General features: G+C 73.0%; 12 protein-coding genes and 1 pseudogene. 9 read left to right on the top strand and 4 right to left on the bottom strand.

The window, feature by feature from the left end; genetic code table 11:
• Positions 1-37 precede the first annotated feature (37 nt).
• Positions 38-634, bottom strand: coding sequence for a biotin transporter BioY (locus tag IE217_RS16045; RefSeq protein ID WP_190178531.1), 597 nt, complete (start codon positions 632-634; stop codon positions 38-40).
• A gap of 467 nt (positions 635-1,101) precedes the next feature.
• Here IE217_RS16045 and IE217_RS16040 point away from each other — a divergent pair, with 467 nt between their 5' ends.
• Positions 1,102-2,310: an ROK family protein gene (locus IE217_RS16040; RefSeq protein WP_190178530.1), complete on the top strand. Its 1,209-nt coding sequence runs from the start codon at positions 1,102-1,104 to the stop codon at positions 2,308-2,310.
• On the opposite strand, the gene IE217_RS16035 is transcribed toward IE217_RS16040, so the two are convergent.
• A complete protein-coding gene (locus IE217_RS16035) occupies positions 2,293-2,466 on the bottom strand; it encodes a hypothetical protein (protein ID WP_190178529.1) in 174 nt (57 codons plus the stop codon). The two genes, IE217_RS16040 and IE217_RS16035, sit on opposite strands and share 18 nt — an antisense overlap.
• A gap of 84 nt (positions 2,467-2,550) precedes the next feature.
• Between IE217_RS16035 and IE217_RS16030 the strand changes: the two genes are divergently transcribed.
• The 6 genes and pseudogenes from IE217_RS16030 (at position 2,551) to IE217_RS16005 (ending at position 9,046) form a co-directional block, all read left to right on the top strand.
• On the top strand, positions 2,551-3,624 hold the full coding sequence (locus tag IE217_RS16030; RefSeq protein WP_190178528.1) for an ABC transporter substrate-binding protein: 1,074 nt from the start codon (positions 2,551-2,553) through the stop codon (positions 3,622-3,624).
• The gene (locus IE217_RS16025) at positions 3,621-4,490 is read left to right on the top strand and encodes an ABC transporter permease (RefSeq protein ID WP_190178527.1); all 870 of its coding nucleotides are present in this window, start codon (positions 3,621-3,623) and stop codon (positions 4,488-4,490) included. Before IE217_RS16030 ends, IE217_RS16025 begins: the two co-directional genes overlap by 4 nt.
• Positions 4,466-5,200 carry an ABC transporter ATP-binding protein gene (locus IE217_RS16020; RefSeq protein ID WP_190178526.1) on the top strand — a complete coding sequence of 245 codons (735 nt, stop codon included), beginning with the start codon at positions 4,466-4,468 and terminating at the stop codon, positions 5,198-5,200. The genes IE217_RS16025 and IE217_RS16020 overlap by 25 nt, the downstream gene beginning before the upstream one ends.
• Positions 5,197-6,566: pseudogene (locus IE217_RS16015) on the top strand (LLM class flavin-dependent oxidoreductase). The gene IE217_RS16020 and the pseudogene IE217_RS16015 overlap by 4 nt, the downstream one beginning before the upstream one ends.
• Before the next feature lie 15 nt (positions 6,567-6,581).
• Positions 6,582-7,520 (top strand): TauD/TfdA dioxygenase family protein, encoded by a 939-nt coding sequence (locus IE217_RS16010; protein ID WP_190178525.1) that lies wholly within the window; start codon positions 6,582-6,584, stop codon positions 7,518-7,520.
• Between the two features lie 128 nt (positions 7,521-7,648).
• Complete coding sequence (locus IE217_RS16005; RefSeq protein WP_190178524.1) at positions 7,649-9,046, top strand: amino acid permease; 1,398 nt, start codon at positions 7,649-7,651, stop codon at positions 9,044-9,046.
• 200 nt (positions 9,047-9,246) lie between these two features.
• Here the strand turns inward: IE217_RS16005 and IE217_RS16000 are convergent, their stop codons facing one another.
• Positions 9,247-9,909 (bottom strand): mycothiol-dependent nitroreductase Rv2466c family protein, encoded by a 663-nt coding sequence (locus IE217_RS16000; RefSeq protein ID WP_190178523.1) that lies wholly within the window; start codon positions 9,907-9,909, stop codon positions 9,247-9,249.
• Positions 9,910-10,089: 180 nt separating this feature from the next.
• On the opposite strand from IE217_RS16000, the gene pepN reads away from it, so the two are divergent.
• Together pepN and IE217_RS15990 are read left to right on the top strand one after the other, a co-directional pair.
• Positions 10,090-12,717, top strand: coding sequence for an aminopeptidase N (gene pepN, locus IE217_RS15995; protein ID WP_190178522.1), 2,628 nt, complete (start codon positions 10,090-10,092; stop codon positions 12,715-12,717).
• A 179-nt stretch (positions 12,718-12,896) separates the two neighbouring features.
• Complete coding sequence (locus IE217_RS15990; RefSeq protein WP_190178521.1) at positions 12,897-13,958, top strand: hypothetical protein; 1,062 nt, start codon at positions 12,897-12,899, stop codon at positions 13,956-13,958.
• A 57-nt stretch (positions 13,959-14,015) separates the two neighbouring features.
• Here IE217_RS15990 and IE217_RS15985 read toward each other — a convergent pair whose 3' ends face one another.
• On the bottom strand, positions 14,016-15,221 hold the full coding sequence (locus IE217_RS15985) for a serine hydrolase domain-containing protein (RefSeq protein WP_190178520.1): 1,206 nt from the start codon (positions 15,219-15,221) through the stop codon (positions 14,016-14,018).
• Between the last annotated feature and the right edge of the window lie 8 nt (positions 15,222-15,229).

The raw sequence follows: 15,229 nt of genomic DNA, 5'->3' as shown, positions 1-15,229 counted from the left end.
TCACCCCGGCCGCCCTGACCGTCTCTCAGAAGCCGCGTCAGCGCCGGCCCGCGAGCTTCCAGGCGGTGGGCAGCGCGCCCATCGCGAGGGCGGCCTTCAGGGCGTCGCCGATCAGGAAGGGGGTGAGGCCGGCCGCGATGGCGGCGGAGGCGGACATGCCGGTGGCCAGGGCGAGGTAGGGCACGCCGACCGCGTAGATGACGGCCTCGCCGAGCACCATGGTGGCCGCCGTGCGCCACACGCTCCGGTCGGCGCCGCGGCGGGCCAGCGCTCCCACGAGGGCGGAGGCGAGCAGCATGCCGAGGACGTAGCCGAAGGAGGGGGCGCCCGCGCCGGAGGCGCCGCCGGCGAACCACGGCACGCCCGCGGTGCCGGCGAGCGCGTACAGCGCGAGGGCGAGGAAGCCGCGGCCGGCGCCGAGCGAGGCGCCGACGAGGAGGGCGGCGAAGGTCTGGCCGGTCACCGGCACCGGCGAGCCGGGCACGGGCACGGAGATCTGGGCGGCGAGCCCGGTGAGCGCGGCGCCGCCGGCCACGAGTGCGATGTCCATGGCCCGGTCGGAGATCCTGGCGGACGGCAGCAGGTCGGCGAGGACCTGCCCGGTGCGGGCGGGGGCGGCGGCAGCGGTGCTCATGGGGACTCCGCGGGGTGAGGGCAGTTCGGGACATCGTGACGCTATCCCAGTCCGCTCGCGCCGATCACCGTCAGCGCTCGACAAAGGGTGGAACGGACGCTTGGTCAACTTCGCACAAACCGGGGGGCGTACACCCCTGCGGACGTGATGCCGGTCACTGAGGTCGGGCGGTTTCCGCCACGCCGGCCGGTGCGCGGCGACTGTGGGTTCCCACCAAACGGCCGGGCGGCCGGGGCCCGCCGCCGCGGCCGCCGTCTCGCCGGTCGGTCGCCGTCTGGGCAGCGGTGGGCGCTTTTGCTAGCTTCGGGCGCATGGTCGCCCAGTCCCGGTACTTCTCGTCGCGTCGCTACGTCGACCTGCGACGCCAGGGCACGGCCACCTGTCGCCGCCGCGGGTAGCGGCGGGCTCCGGCACGCGCGCACCCGCGGTCAGCGCAGTGTCGGACCCGTTCCCCCAGGGAGTTCCCCATGTCCCGTACCGCGGCAGCCACGTTGACGTCCGCCGTTCCTCGCGCCGCCGACCGTGACCGGCGCCGGACCAGTTCCAGTCTCGTGCTGCGCTCGGTGCTGGAGCACGGGCCGGTGGCGCGCAGCACCCTCGCCCGTCTCACCGGGCTGTCCCCGGCCTCCGTGACGGACCACTGCGCCCGGCTCGCCGGACTCGGCCTGATACGGGAGTCGGACGCGCCCCGGCGCTCCAGCAGGGCGGGCCGGCCGCACGTACCGGTCGACGTGGACGACGGGCGGCTCCTGGTGGGCGGGGTGCACGTAGCGGTGCCGTACACCACGGTGGCGCTGCTGGACCTGCGCGGCCGGGTGGTGGCCGGACGGAAACTGGAGCACACCGGCGGGGTGGAGCCCGCGCGGGTGCTGGCCGGGGCCGCCGACGGGATCGGTGCGCTGGTGGCCGGGGCGCGGGCGGCGGGCCGCGGTGTGCTCGGGATCGGGTTCGCGGCCGGCGGCTGGGTGGACCGGGACTCGGGGACGGTCGTACGGCATCCGCTGCTCGGCTGGCGGGACGTGCCGGTGCGGGACGTGCTCGGCGCGCGCGCCGGGCTGCCCGTGCGGGTGGACGGTCACGCGCGGGCGCTGGTCAACGCCGAGCGCCTGTTCGGGCGGGCGCGGGGCAGCCGCAGCGTGCTGCACCTGTTCGCCGGCAATGTGGTCGACGCGGCCTTCGCCACCAACGACGAGGTGCACCACGGACCGCGGTCCCAGGCGGGCGCGATCGCGCATCTGCCGCTCAGGGGCGGCACCGAGCCGTGCGAATGCGGGCGCACCGGCTGCCTCCAGGCGGAGTTGAGCGAGCGGACGCTGTGCCGGCGGGGGCGTGAGGCGGGGATCGCCGACGGGGGCGATCCGATGCGGCTGGTGGCCGCCGCGGCGGACGGGGACCCGAGGGCGGTACGGCTGCTGGTGGAGCGGTCCCGGATGACCGGCCGTGCGGTGGGGCTGCTGCTGGACGTGCTCAACCCCGAGACGGTGATCGTCACCGAGGTCGGTGTGATGCGCCGGGAGGACTGTCTGGCGGCGCTGCGGGACGAGGTGGGGGCGCCGCGCGCGGCGGACGTGGTGCCGACCGGTTTCGGGGACTCGGTGCTCGCCGTGGCGGGCGGTGCGGTGGCGCTGGACGCGCTGTACCGGGATCCGCTGGCCGTTTCACACGAAGTTAATTAATTCAGAAACTTCGAATGTTGACAGGGGTTGTGCGGGGCCGGGAATATCGTGTCCATGAGCCCGCTCACGAGCTGTCGCACCCTTTGTTGCTGACACGTTGACGCGCCCCGGAGCGCCTTCGACCTCCGGTTCTGTCTTTTTCTGCGTGAATTCCATTTCTCGATCGTCGCCCGCGCCGGGTGCGGAATTCCGTACGCCTTCCTCTTTTGTGACCGCTTTGTGAACCCAGGGAGTACTCCCATGTCGTCCGCGCCCACGTCCGGTTACGACCGGCGTCTTTTCCTCACCTCGCTGCTCGGGGTGGCCGCCGCGACGGCGGGGCTCGGCGGCTGCGCCGGATCGAGCGCCGCCGCGTCCAAGTCGTCCGCCGCCGACCTGTCCGCGCCGCTCGCCGGGAAGGTCCCGGCCGGCACGAGCCTGAAGATCGCGTCCTACCAGAACGTGCAGCAACTGCAGTTCAGGCTCGCGGGACTGCCGAAGCTGCCGTTCACCGTGTCGAACTGGCTGAACGTCGGCGCCGGCCCCGATGTCATCAACGCCTTCCGCGCCAGGTCCCTGGACCTCGCCAACAACGCGGGCATCCCGCCGATCCAGGCGCACTACCAGGGGTACGACGCCAAGATCGTCGCGATCAACCTGACGCGCAGGCCGAACTACCTCTTCGCCACCCGGCCCGGCAGCGACATCCGCACGGTGGCCGGCTTCAAGGGCAGGAAGCTCGCGTTCTCGCAGGGGCAGGCCCAGGGCGTCGTGCTGCTGCGCGCGCTGAAGGAGGCGGGACTGACCTACGACCAGGTCGAGTTGGTGCCGCTGACCAGCAACCAGTTCCTCACCGCGCTGCAGTCCGGCCAGGTCGACGTGGCCCCGCTCGGCAACAGCCAGGCCCCGGCGTATCTCAAGCAGTACGGCCCGAAGGGCGCCCACACCATCCCCACCGACGTCGTCGACCTGCTCAACCTGCTGTGGGCGCCGGTCTCCGTGCTCGCCGACCGGGCCAAGGCCGCCGCGGTCGCCGCGTACATCCCGCAGTGGGCCCAGGGCCTGGTGTGGCAGTGGGAACACCCGGACGTCTGGAACCGGGAGTTCTACGTCAAGACGCAGAACCTGAGCCTCGCGCAGGCCGAGGCGATCACCCGCCTCGCCAACAAGCCCCTGTTCCCGCCCCGCTGGGACGAGGCGGTCAAGTGGGAGCAGGAGACCGCCGACCTGCTCGCCGAGGGCGGCTTCGTGAAGCGGTTCAAGGTCGACACGCTCTTCGACCGGCGTTTCGAGTCCATCGCGGCCCGGGCCGTTCCGGCCCAGTACCGAAGGTGAGCACCGTGTCCACGACGACCACGACCACGACCACGGCCGCCGCCGCCCCGCCCCCGGCGGCCGGCGCCCCGGGCGTACGGCGGCGGAGGCGCCGGAGCCTGTCCCCCGGCAGGCGCCTGCCCGCCGCCGGGCTGATCGGACCGCTCGCGGTGCTGGCCCTGTGGGCCGGCGCCTCCGCCGCCGGGCGGCTCGACCCCGGCGCGATCCCCGCGCCGTGGACGGTGCTGCGGACGGCGGGACGCCTGTGGACCGAGGGCACGCTGGCCACCGACGTGGTGACCTCGCTGCGCCGGGCCGCCTACGGCTTCGCCATCGGGCTGACCGCCGGTGTGGTGCTCGCGCTGGCCTCCGGGCTCAGCCGGGTCGGCGAGGCGCTGATCGACGGGACGGTCCAGCTCAACCGGGCGATCCCCACCCTCGGTCTGATCCCGCTGTTCATCCTCTGGCTGGGCATCGGCGAGACCTTCAAGATCGCGATCATCGCGATCGTCGTCTACATCCCGGTCTATCTGAACACGCACGCCGCGCTGTCCGGCATCGACAGCCGGTTCGTCGAACTCGCCGAGGTGCAGGGCCTGTCCAGGCTCGCCTTCGTCCGCCGGATCGTCGTCCCCGGCGCGCTGCCCGGCTTCTTCGTCGGCCTGCGGCTCGGGGTGACCGGGTCCTGGCTGGGCCTGGTGGTGCTGGAGCAGATCAACGCCACCAGCGGACTCGGCTACATGATGTTCCAGGCGACCAACTACGGCCAGAGCGACGTCATCCTCGTCGGCCTGCTGATCTACGGCGTCTTCGGCCTGGTCTCCGACAGCGCGGTCCGTCTCGTCGAACGGAGGGTGCTGTCGTGGCGCCGCACACTGAACAGCTGACCGCCCCCGCCGTCCGCCTCGCGGGCCTGACCCGGTCCTTCGACGGGCGCACCGTCCTCGACGGCGTCGACCTGGAGTTCCCGGCCGGCCAGTTCACCGCCCTGCTCGGGCACAGCGGCTCCGGCAAGAGCACCCTGCTGCGGGCCGTGGCGGGCCTGGACCACGAGGTCGAGGGCGGCGGTGAACTGACCGCCCCCGAGCGGGTGTCGGTGGTCTTCCAGGACTCCCGGCTGCTGCCGTGGCGCCGGGTGCTGGACAACGTACTGCTCGGCGCCGACGGCAAGGAGGCCGCCGCACGCGGCCGGGCCGCGCTCGCCGAGGTGGGCCTCGCGGGCCGTGAGCGGGCCTGGCCGAGCGAGCTCTCCGGCGGCGAGGCACAGCGCGCCGCGCTCGCCCGATCCCTGGTCCGCGAGCCCGAACTGCTCCTTGCCGACGAGCCGTTCGGCGCCCTGGACGCGCTCACCCGGATCCGGATGCACGGCCTGCTGCGGGAGCTGTGGAAGCGCCACCGGCCGGCCGTGCTGCTCGTCACCCACGACGTGGACGAGGCGATCGTGCTCGCCGACCGGGTCCTCGTCCTCGAGAACGGCCGTATCGGCCTCGACCTGACCATCGACCGCCCGCACCCGCGCTCCTACCGGGACCCGCTGCTCGGCGAGTACCGGGAGCGGCTGCTGGCCGCGCTGGGCGTCACGGAGGATCTCGCATGACCCGCCAGTTGCACCTGAACGCGTTCCTGATGAACACCGGCCACCACGAGGCGTCGTGGCGGCTGCCGGAGAGCGACCCGTACGCGCACGTCGACCTCGCGCTCCCCCAAGCTCTCAACGAGCAGGGGGCACCCCCATCGTGAACCTCGCCCGGATCGCCGAGCGCGGCACCTTCGACTCGCTGTTCCTGGCCGACGGGCCGCAGCTGTGGAGCAACCTCGCCCAGCGGCCGGCCGGCGCGCTGGAGCCGCTGACCCTGCTGACCGCGCTGGCGACGGCCACCGAGCACATCGGCCTGATCGCCACCGCCTCCACCTCCTACAACTCCCCCTACAACCTGGCCCGCAGGTTCGCCTCGCTGGACATCGTCAGCGGCGGCCGGGCCGGCTGGAACATCGTCACCACCGCCGGCGCCGAGGCCGCCCGCAACTTCGGTCTGGACGCCGAGCCCGCGCACGCCGAACGGTACGCGCGCGCCGCGGAGTTCCTGGACGTGGCGCTGAAGCTGTGGGACAGCTGGGAGGACGACGCGGTCGTCGCCGACAAGGCGGCCGGGGTGTGGGGCGACGACGCCAAGATCCACCCGCCCCGGCACCGGGGGACGTACTTCAGCGTGGAGGGCGCGCTCAACGTACCGCGCACTCCCCAGGGTTACCCGCTGCTGGTGCAGGCCGGCTCCTCCGAGGACGGCAGGGCGTTCGCCGCCCGGTACGCGGAGGCGGTGTTCACCGCGCAGCAGACCCTCGCCGGCGCGCAGGCCTTCTACGCCGACCTCAAGTCCCGTACGCGCGAGGCCGGGCGGGACCCCGGGCACATCAAGGTGCTGCCGGGCATCGTGCCCGTCGTCGGCTCCACCGAGGCCGAGGCGCTGGCCGCGGAGCGGGAGCTGGAGGACCACATCGTGCACGAGCACGGGGTGGCCCGTCTGGAGAGCCTGCTGCACCTGGAGCCGGGCACCCTCGAACTGGACCGGGAACTGCCCGCGGACCTGCCGCCCGAGTCCGCGATCGAGGGCGCCAAGAGCCGCTACACGCTGGTGGTCGAGCTGGCCCGCAGCGAGCGGCTGACCGTGCGCCGGCTGATCGGCCGGCTCGGCGGCGGGCGCGGCCACCTCACCTTCGCCGGCACGCCCGAGCAGGTCGCGGACGCCATCGGCACGTGGTTCACACAAGGCGCGGCCGACGGCTTCAACATCATGCCCGCGGTGCTGCCCTCCGGCCTCGACGCCTTCGTCGAGCACGTCGTCCCGGTCCTGCGCGCCCGCGGCCTGCTGCGCACCGAGTACGGCCCCCTGCAGACCCTGCGCGAGCGCTACGGCCTGCCCCGCCCCGCCAACCAGTACACCGCCGCTCCGGCACTCGTCTGAAAGGAACGTCCCGCCATGGCAGACATCGAGATCCGCAAGGTCACCGCGACCATCGGCGCCCAGGTCACCGGCGTCGACCTCGCCCGGCCGCTCGACGAGGAGACGGTCGCCGCCGTCCGCGAGGCCCTCAACGTCCACAAGGCGCTCGTCTTCGACGACGTGCGCCTGGACGACGCGGGCCAGGAGGCGTTCGCCCGCCACTTCGGCGAGCTCACCACCGCCCACCCGACCGTGCCGGCCGTGGAGGGCGCCCCCAACGTCCTGCCGGTGGACAGCGAGCGGGGCCGGGCCAACCACTGGCACACCGACGTCACCTTCGTGCTCAACCCGCCCCAGGCCAGCACCCTGCGCAGCATCACCGTCCCGCCGTACGGCGGCGAGACCCTGATCGCCAACGCGGCGGCGGCCTACCGCGACCTGCCGGAGCCGCTGCGCCGGCTGGCGGACACCCTGTGGGCGGAGCACACCAACGACTACGACTACGCGGTGCCCGAGGAGTCGGTCGACGAGGAGAGGGCGGCCCAGCGGGCCCAGTTCACCTCCATCAAGTACCGCACCGCGCACCCCGTGGTCCGCGTGCACCCTCTGACGGGTGAGCGCGGGCTGTTCATCGGCGGGTTCGCGCAGCGCCTGGTGGGCCTGTCGGTGCCGGAGTCGCGGCGGATCCTGGACCTGCTCCAGGCCTACGTCACCCGCCCGGAGAACGTGCTGCGCTGGCGCTGGTCGGAGAACCAGCTGGTGCTGTTCGACAACCGCATCACCCAGCACTACGCCATCGACAACTACGACGGCCTCCCCCGCCGGCTGAACCGGGTGACCGTCGCCGGTGACGTGCCGGTCGGCACCGAGGGCAAGGAGAGCTACTCGATCGAGGGCGACGCCTCGCACTACACGAGCGTGGCCAGGTCGGCGCACTACACGAGCGTGGCCGGGCCGGCGGCGGCCGCCGCGTAGCGGGCCGTTCACCGTCCGCACCGCGGACGTCCGGATGCTGGTCGGCCTCCCCGCGCGGCAGGGGAGGCCGAGCAGACTGTGGGGCGTTTTGCCCGCCCCCCACTCCCCCCACTGGACGAGCCGCGCCCATGCCGAACACCAGCACCACCGTCGAGACGCCCGAACGGGCGGCCGGCGCCACCCTGTCCCACGGTCTCAAGCAGCGCCACCTTTCGATGATCGCGCTCGGCGGTGTCATCGGCGCCGGGCTGTTCGTCGGCTCCGGCGCGGGCATCGCCGCCGCCGGGCCCTCGATCGTCCTCGCCTACGCGCTCTCGGGTGTCCTCGTGATGCTGGTGATGCGGATGCTGGGCGAGATGTCGGCGGCGTACCCGTCGTCGGGCTCCTTCTCCGCGCACGCCGAGCGGGCGCTCGGGCCGTGGGCGGGCTTCACCGCGGGCTGGTCGTTCTGGGTGCTGCTGTGCACGGCGGTGGGCCTGGAGGGCATCGGCGCCGCGAAGATCGTCACGGGCTGGCTGCCGGGCACGCCGCAGTGGGCGTGGGTGGCGCTGTTCATGGTGGTGTTCTGCGGGGCGAACCTCGCCGCGGTGCGCAACTTCGGCGAGTTCGAGTTCTGGTTCGCGGCGCTGAAGGTCGGCGCGATCTCGCTGTTCCTGGTACTGGGCGTGCTCGCCGTGGCGGGCGTGCTGCCGGGCACCGACTCCCCCGGCCTCTCCCACCTCACCGACTTCCTGCCGCACGGCGGGCAGGGCCTGATCACCGGCCTGCTCGCGTCCGTCTTCGCCTACGGCGGCCTGGAGACGGTCACCATCGCGGCGGCCGAGTCGGAGAACCCGGTGCGGGGCGTGGCGCGCGCGGTGCGCACCGCGATGTGGCGCATCGCCCTGTTCTACGTCGGCTCGATGGCCGTCATCGTCACCCTGGTGCCGTGGAACGCGGCGGACGTCGTCGACAAGGGCCCCTACGTCGCCGCGCTCGACCAGCTCGGCATTCCCGGCGCGGGCCGGCTGATGAACGTGATCGTCCTGGTGGCCCTGCTGTCGGCGATGAACGCCAACATCTACGGCTCCTCGCGCATCGCGTACTCGCTGGTCGAGCGCGGGCTCGGCCCCAAGGGGCTGGCGCGGGTGTCCGGCGGGGTGCCGCGGGTGGCGGTGCTGGTCTCCAGCGTGTTCGGCTTCGGCTGTGTGCTGCTGAGCTACTGGCGGCCCGACGACGTCTTCCCGTGGCTGCTGAACATGATCGGCGCGGTGATCCTGGTGGTGTGGATCTTCATCGCCGTCTCGCAGCTGCGGCTGCGGCGCAGGCTGGAGCGCGAGGCCCCGGACCGGCTGGTCGTGCGGATGTGGGCGTTCCCGTGGCTGACCTGGGTGGCGCTGGCCGGCATGGCGACGGTCTTCGTGCTGATGGCGCGGGAGCCCGGCACCCGGGTGCAGCTGTACTCGACCGGTGCGATGACGCTGGTCCTGGCGGCCGTGGGCCTGGCCTGGCAGCGCTCCCGGCGCAGCCGCACCGCCCGGAGCTGACATCAGGGCGACGTCGGCGGGGCTCGACGCCGCTTCCGGCCTTCGGCGCCCGGGAGCACGCCTTCCACCTGTAGTAGAGGAACCAGGAGGCGGACTTCGTCGAGGCCGGATCGTCTTCTCACCCCTCACGCGGGCGGGCGGAACGAAGGAGACCCCCGCGAGGACAGGACTCGCGGGGGTCTGCCGTGCGCGGGCGGGGCCTACAGGTTGCTGAAGTCGGGTCCCGCGGTGCGGGTGCGCTTGATCTCGTAGAAGCCGGGGACGGAGGCGACCGCGAGGGTGCCGTCCCACAGGCGGGCCGCCTCCTCGCCCTTGGGCGCGGGGGTGACCACGGGCCCGAAGAAGGCGATCTGCTCGCCGTCCGCGCCGGGCACCGCGATCACCGGGGTGCCGACGTCCTGGCCGACCTTCTCGATGCCCTCCTTGTGGGAGGCGCGCAGCTCGGCGTCGAACTCGAAGTCCTCCTGGTCGGCGTACTCGATCAGGCCGGCGGGCAGGCCCACCTCGTCCAGCGCGGCCGCGATCGCCTCGCGGGTGGGACCCTCACCGCGGTTGTGGAAGCGGGTGCCGAGCGCGGTGTAGAGCGGGCCGAGGACGTCCTCGCCGTGCTTCTGCCAGGCCGCGGTCACCACGCGGACCGGCGCCCACGCCTTGGTGGTCAGCAGCTCGCGGTAGTCCTCGGGCAGCTCGTCCAGCTTGGGCTCGTTCAGCACCGCGAGGCTCATGACGTGCCAGCGGACCTCGATGTCGCGGACCTTCTCCACCTCCAGCACCCAGCGGGACGTCATCCACGCCCACGGGCACAGCGGGTCGAACCAGAAGTCGACGGGGGTCTTGCCGGACGTGGTCGCGCTCTCGGACATGGCTCTCCTCGGAATACGGCGCATACGGGCCCATGCGGTCCACGACACGCAACACCGGTGATCCGCGTCGCATTCCCGGCTGCCCAAGGTCAGGCACGCGTGGCAGGATCGGTCGTGTTCCTGGCGTCCGATATTCGATACGTCACGTCCTGATCCGATACGTCCTTGAGGGAGTCGCCCGTGCCCGGTGAGAATCTGTCCCGCGACGAGGCCCGGGAGCGGGCCGCCCTGCTGTCCGTCGACGGGTACGAGGTGTCCCTGGACGTGCGTTCCGCGGTGGGCGAGCACGGCGAGGAGGGGCCGCGGACGTTCCGGTCCGTCACCACCATCCGCTTCCGCTGCGCCGAGCCGGGCGCCACCAGCTTCGCCGACCTTCTCGCGCCGAGCGTCACCGCGGTCTCGCTCAACGGCAAGGACCTGGACCCGGGCGAGGTCTTCGACGGCTCCCGCATCCTGCTGGAGGACCTGGCCGCGGAGAACGAGCTGGTGGTGGACGCCCAGTGCGCCTACTCGCGCACCGGTGAGGGCCTGCACCGCTTCGTCGACCCGGAGGACGGCGAGGTCTACCTCTACACCCAGTACGAACCGGCCGACTCCCGCCGGGTGTTCGCCAACTTCGAGCAGCCCGACCTCAAGGCCCCCTTCCGCTTCGAGGTGCGCGCGCCCGAGGAGTGGACGGTGTGGGGCAACGGGACGGGCGAGCGGCACGACGGGGTGTGGCGCTTCGCGGAGACCAAGCCCATCTCCACCTACATCACGTGCGTGGTGGCCGGCCCGTACCACTACGTCACGGACTCCTACGAGCGCGTGCTGGAGGACGGCACGCGGCTGGAGATCCCGCTGGGCGCGCTCTGCCGCAAGGGCCTGGCCAGGCACTTCGACGCCGACGACGTCTTCGCGGTGACCAAGCAGGGCCTGGACTTCTTCCACGACCACTTCGACTACCCGTACCCGTTCGGCAAGTACGACCAGGCGTTCGTGCCGGAGTACAACCTGGGCGCGATGGAGAACCCGGGCCTGGTGACCTTCCGGGAGGAGTACATCTTCCGCGGCAAGGTCACCCGGGCGTCCTACGAGGCGCGGGCCAACGTCATCCTGCACGAGATGGCGCACATGTGGTTCGGCGACCTGGTCACCATGCGGTGGTGGGACGACCTGTGGCTGAAGGAGTCCTTCGCCGACTTCATGGGCTCCTTCGCGCTGGTCGGCGCGACCCGCTTCACCGACGGCTGGATCACCTTCGCCAACCGCCGCAAGGCGTGGGCCTACCGCGCCGACCAGCTGCCCTCCACGCACCCGGTCACCGCGGACATCCGCGACCTCCAGGACGCCAAGCTGAACTTCGACGGTATCACCTACGCCAAGGGCGCCTCGGTGCTCAAGCAGCTGGTGGCGTACGCGGGGCAGGACGCGTTCCTGGAGGGCGCCCGCCGCTACTTCAAGCGGCACGCCTACGGCAACACCCGTCTGGGTGATCTGCTGACGGTGCTGGAGGAGACCAGCGGCCGGGACATGGGCGCTTGGGCGCGGGCGTGGCTCCAGACGGCCGGGGTCAACTCGCTGACCCCGCAGGTGCTGCTGGGCCCGGACGGCCGCATCGAGGAGCTGGCCGTGGTGCAGGAGGCGCCCGAGTCGTACCCGACGCTGCGGCCGCACCGGGTGGCGGTGGGCCTGTACCGCCGCTCCTCGGTCGGGGCGCTGGAGCGGTACGCGCGCGCCGAGGCGGACGTGGACGGCGCGCGCACCCTGGTGGCCGAGCTGGCCGGGCAGGACGCGCCGGAGCTGGTGCTGGTCAACGACGACGACCTGACGTACTGCAAGATCCGCTTCGACGAGACCTCGCTGGCCACCCTGCGCGAGCACCTGGGCGCGCTGACCGATCCGCTGGCCCGGGCGCTGTGCTGGTCGGCGCTGTGGAACCTGACCCGGGACGCGCTGCTGCCGGCGCGGGAGTTCGTGGACCTGGTGCTGCGCTTCGCGGGCCGCGAGAGCGACATCGGCGTGCTCCAGATGCTGCACGCGTGGGCGGACTCGGCGCTGGTGCGCTACGCGGCGCCCGAGTGGCGCGAGACGGGCGGGCGGGCGCTTGCCGAGGGCGCGCTGGCCGAGCTGCGGCAGGCCGAGCCGGGCAGCGAGCACCAGCTGGCGTGGGCGCGCTTCTTCGCGTCGGTGGCCTTCGAGCCCGACGACCTGGCCCTGCTCCAGGGTCTGCTGGACGGCACCGAGGAGATCGAGGGCCTCGACGTCGACCAGGAGCTGCGCTGGGCGTTCCTGGAGCCGCTGGCGACGTACGCGGTCGCGGACGAGAAGGCGCTGGCCGCCGAGCTCGCCCGGGACGACACCGCCTCCGGCAAGCGGCACCAGGTGCGCTGCCTGGCCGCGCGGCCCTCGGCCGCGGTCAAGGAGCAGGCGTGGGCGCAGGTGGTGGAGTCGGACTCGCTGTCGAACGCGCTGGTGGAGGCCACGATCGCGGGCTTCGTCCGGCCCTCGCAGCGCGAGCTGCTCGCGCCGTACACGGCGAAGTACTTCGCGGCGATCGAGCGGGTGTGGACCGAGCGGTCGATCCAGATCGGGATGGACGTGGTCCAGGGCCTGTTCCCCGCGCTGGACGACTCGCCCGGGACGCTCGAGGCGACGGACGCGTGGCTGGCCGCTCACGAGGGTGCGGCCCCGGCGCTGCGCCGGCTGGTGCTGGAGGCGCGCGACGATCTGGCGCGCGCGCTGCGCGGTCAGGCGTGCGACGCGGTGGCCGGCGCCTCCGGCTCCGGCTCTGACCCCGGCTCCGGCTCCGGCTCTGGCCAAAGGTAGGGCGCGCGGTAACCGTTACGAAATTCGGGCAAGATACCCCGTAACCCCTGGTCCACTCGCGGGCGGACCAGGGGTTTTCGGCATCCGAACACCCGTCCTTTAGGGCGAGCTTGTCCGGCTTTGTCGACGGCCGTGTAACAGCGGTTAAAGGTGGGACCGGGGGCGGGAACTCCCCCGGCATGAACCACAACACCCCGCTCTCCCCCCGCCCCCTCAGCCACCTCGCCGAGGCGCACCGCCGTCTGATGACCACGGCACAGCTGCGCGCCCACGGAATCCCGGCGGCCGAGGCGAACGAGCAGTCCCGGGCCGGCGGGCCCTGGCAGCAGCTCCTGCCGGGTGTCTTCCTGCTCCACGCGGCCCCCCCGACCAGCGAGGAACGGCTGCACGCGGTCCTGATGTACGCCACCCGCGCGCGCCACCGGGAGCCGGCCCCCGGGGTGCCGGCCCAGCCGACCGCGCGGCAGCCGCACCGCCCGGTGTACACCGAGGCGATGATCACCGGCCTGGCCGCCCTCGCCCTGCACGGCTTCACCTCCGCCCCCGCGCTGCCGTCCCTGGAGGCCATCGACGTGCTGGTGCCGCGGATGCGCCGGCTGCGCTCGGCCGGCTGCGCGCGGATCGTGCGCACCGCCGACCTGCCCGAACCGGAACCGGTGACCGGCCTGCCGGTGGCCCCGGTGCCGCGGGCCCTGGCCGACGCGGTGGCCCGGCTGACGGACGCGGCCACGGTACGGCGGCTGCTCACCGAGGCGGTGCGCGGCGGCCACTGCGAACCGGCCGCCGTGGTGCGGGAGTTGTCCGAGGGCAGGCTGCTGGGCCGACGGCACGTGGTGGACGCGGTGGACTCGCTGCTCGCCGAGGGCCGGGCGATCGCCGAGGACCGCCTCTACCGCATGGTGCGCGAGTACGGGCTGCCCGACCCGGTGTGGAACGTGGACCTCCGGCTGCCCGGCGGCCCGCACCTGGGGGGCGTGGACGCGTACTGGCCGCAGCCCGCGGTCGCGGTGGAGCTGGACACCCGCGCCCCGCGCCCGGGCGAGGGGCAGGACGAGGACGCGCAGTGGTCGCAGTACGCCCGCAAGCGCGAGCACCTGGAGCGCCTCGGCATCACGGTCGTCCACATCACGCCCAGGAAGCTGCGGGACGCCCCCGAACAGCAGGCGGCCGTGGTCCGCACGGCCCTGATGGCGGCGGCCGACCGGGACCCGGCCGAGTACGTCGTGGCGCTGCCCCGGTAGGGAGGGACCGGGGCAGCGCCGGGGCCGCCGTCAGGAGGCGGCTGTCACACGCGTCTTTCAGGAGGGGAGAAGAGGGGCCGGCGGGCGCTTGTCCGACGGCCCCTCTTCGTGCGCCGGCTTGCCGCAGAACTCGGCCTCCAGCACGGGCTGCCCGCCGCCCGCCCAGTCGCCGTTGAGGTTGAGGGCGAGGGAGTGCCGGCCGTCGGCGGTGGTGACCGCCGAGGACACCGAGCCGTGGATGCCGCCGTCGTGGCCCCAGACCCGCACCCCGCAGGAGAGGGTCTGCTCCATCAGGCCGAGGCCGTAGGCGGCGTTGGGCGCCCCGGTCACCGGCACCGTGGTCTTCATCTCCTTGAGCTGGCGCACCGGCAGCAGACGGCCGCGCAGCAGCGCCGAGTAGAAGCGGTCCAGGTCGGCCGAGTCGGAGATCATCTCACCGGCGGAGGAGGCCAGCGAGGGATTGAGCTCGGTGACGTCGTAGGTGGGGCCCGTGGTGGTGTCCAGGGAGAGTTTGGAGTACGCGCGGCTGCTGGGGCGGGGCATGGTGGCCCGGGTGCCCGGCAGTGAGGTGGCGGTCAGGCGCAGCGGCTCGATGACGCGGCGGCGGATCTCCTGGGCGTAGGAGTGGCCGGTCGCACTCTGGATCACCATGCCGGCCAGCACGTAGTTGGTGTTGGAGTACTTCCAGGACGTGCCCGGCGCGAAGTCGGGTTCGTGGGACATGGCGATGCGCACCAGGTCCTCGGGCCGCAGGGTGTCGTAGCGGTGCTCGAAGAAGCCGTCCTTGGTGAAGTAGGTGCGGGCGAAGGTCTCGTCGGAGGTGTAGTTGTAGATCCCGCTGGTGTGGTTGAGCAGTTGGCGCAGGGTGATGCGGCGGCCGTCGTGGCCGTGGCCGCGCACCACTCCGGGCAGCCACCGGTCCACGGTGTCGTCCAGCGACAGCCGGCCCTCGGCCTCGAGCTGGAGCAGCACCGTGGCCACGAACGTCTTGGTGATGCTGCCCACCCGGTAGCGGTCCAGCGGTGAACGCGGCGCACCCGTGCGCAGGTCGCCCACGCCCGCGGTGGTGGACCAGCTGCCGTGGGCGTCCCTCACCGTCGCGGTCGCGCCGGGCGCGCCGGCCGCGACCGCGGCCCGGACCGCCTGGCGGGCGGCCTCGTGCCGGCCGGCTGCCGCCGGGGCGGCCACCGCCAGGGCGGGTGCGGCCAGCGCCGCCGAGAGCGCGACGGCCGTCGCTCCCACCAGGATCGTACGTACGGACATGAACTTCC

Source organism: Streptomyces naganishii JCM 4654, from assembly GCF_014650575.1.
Lineage (GTDB): Bacteria > Actinomycetota > Actinomycetes > Streptomycetales > Streptomycetaceae > Streptomyces > Streptomyces naganishii.
This window is presented reverse-complemented; position numbering and strand designations above follow the sequence as displayed.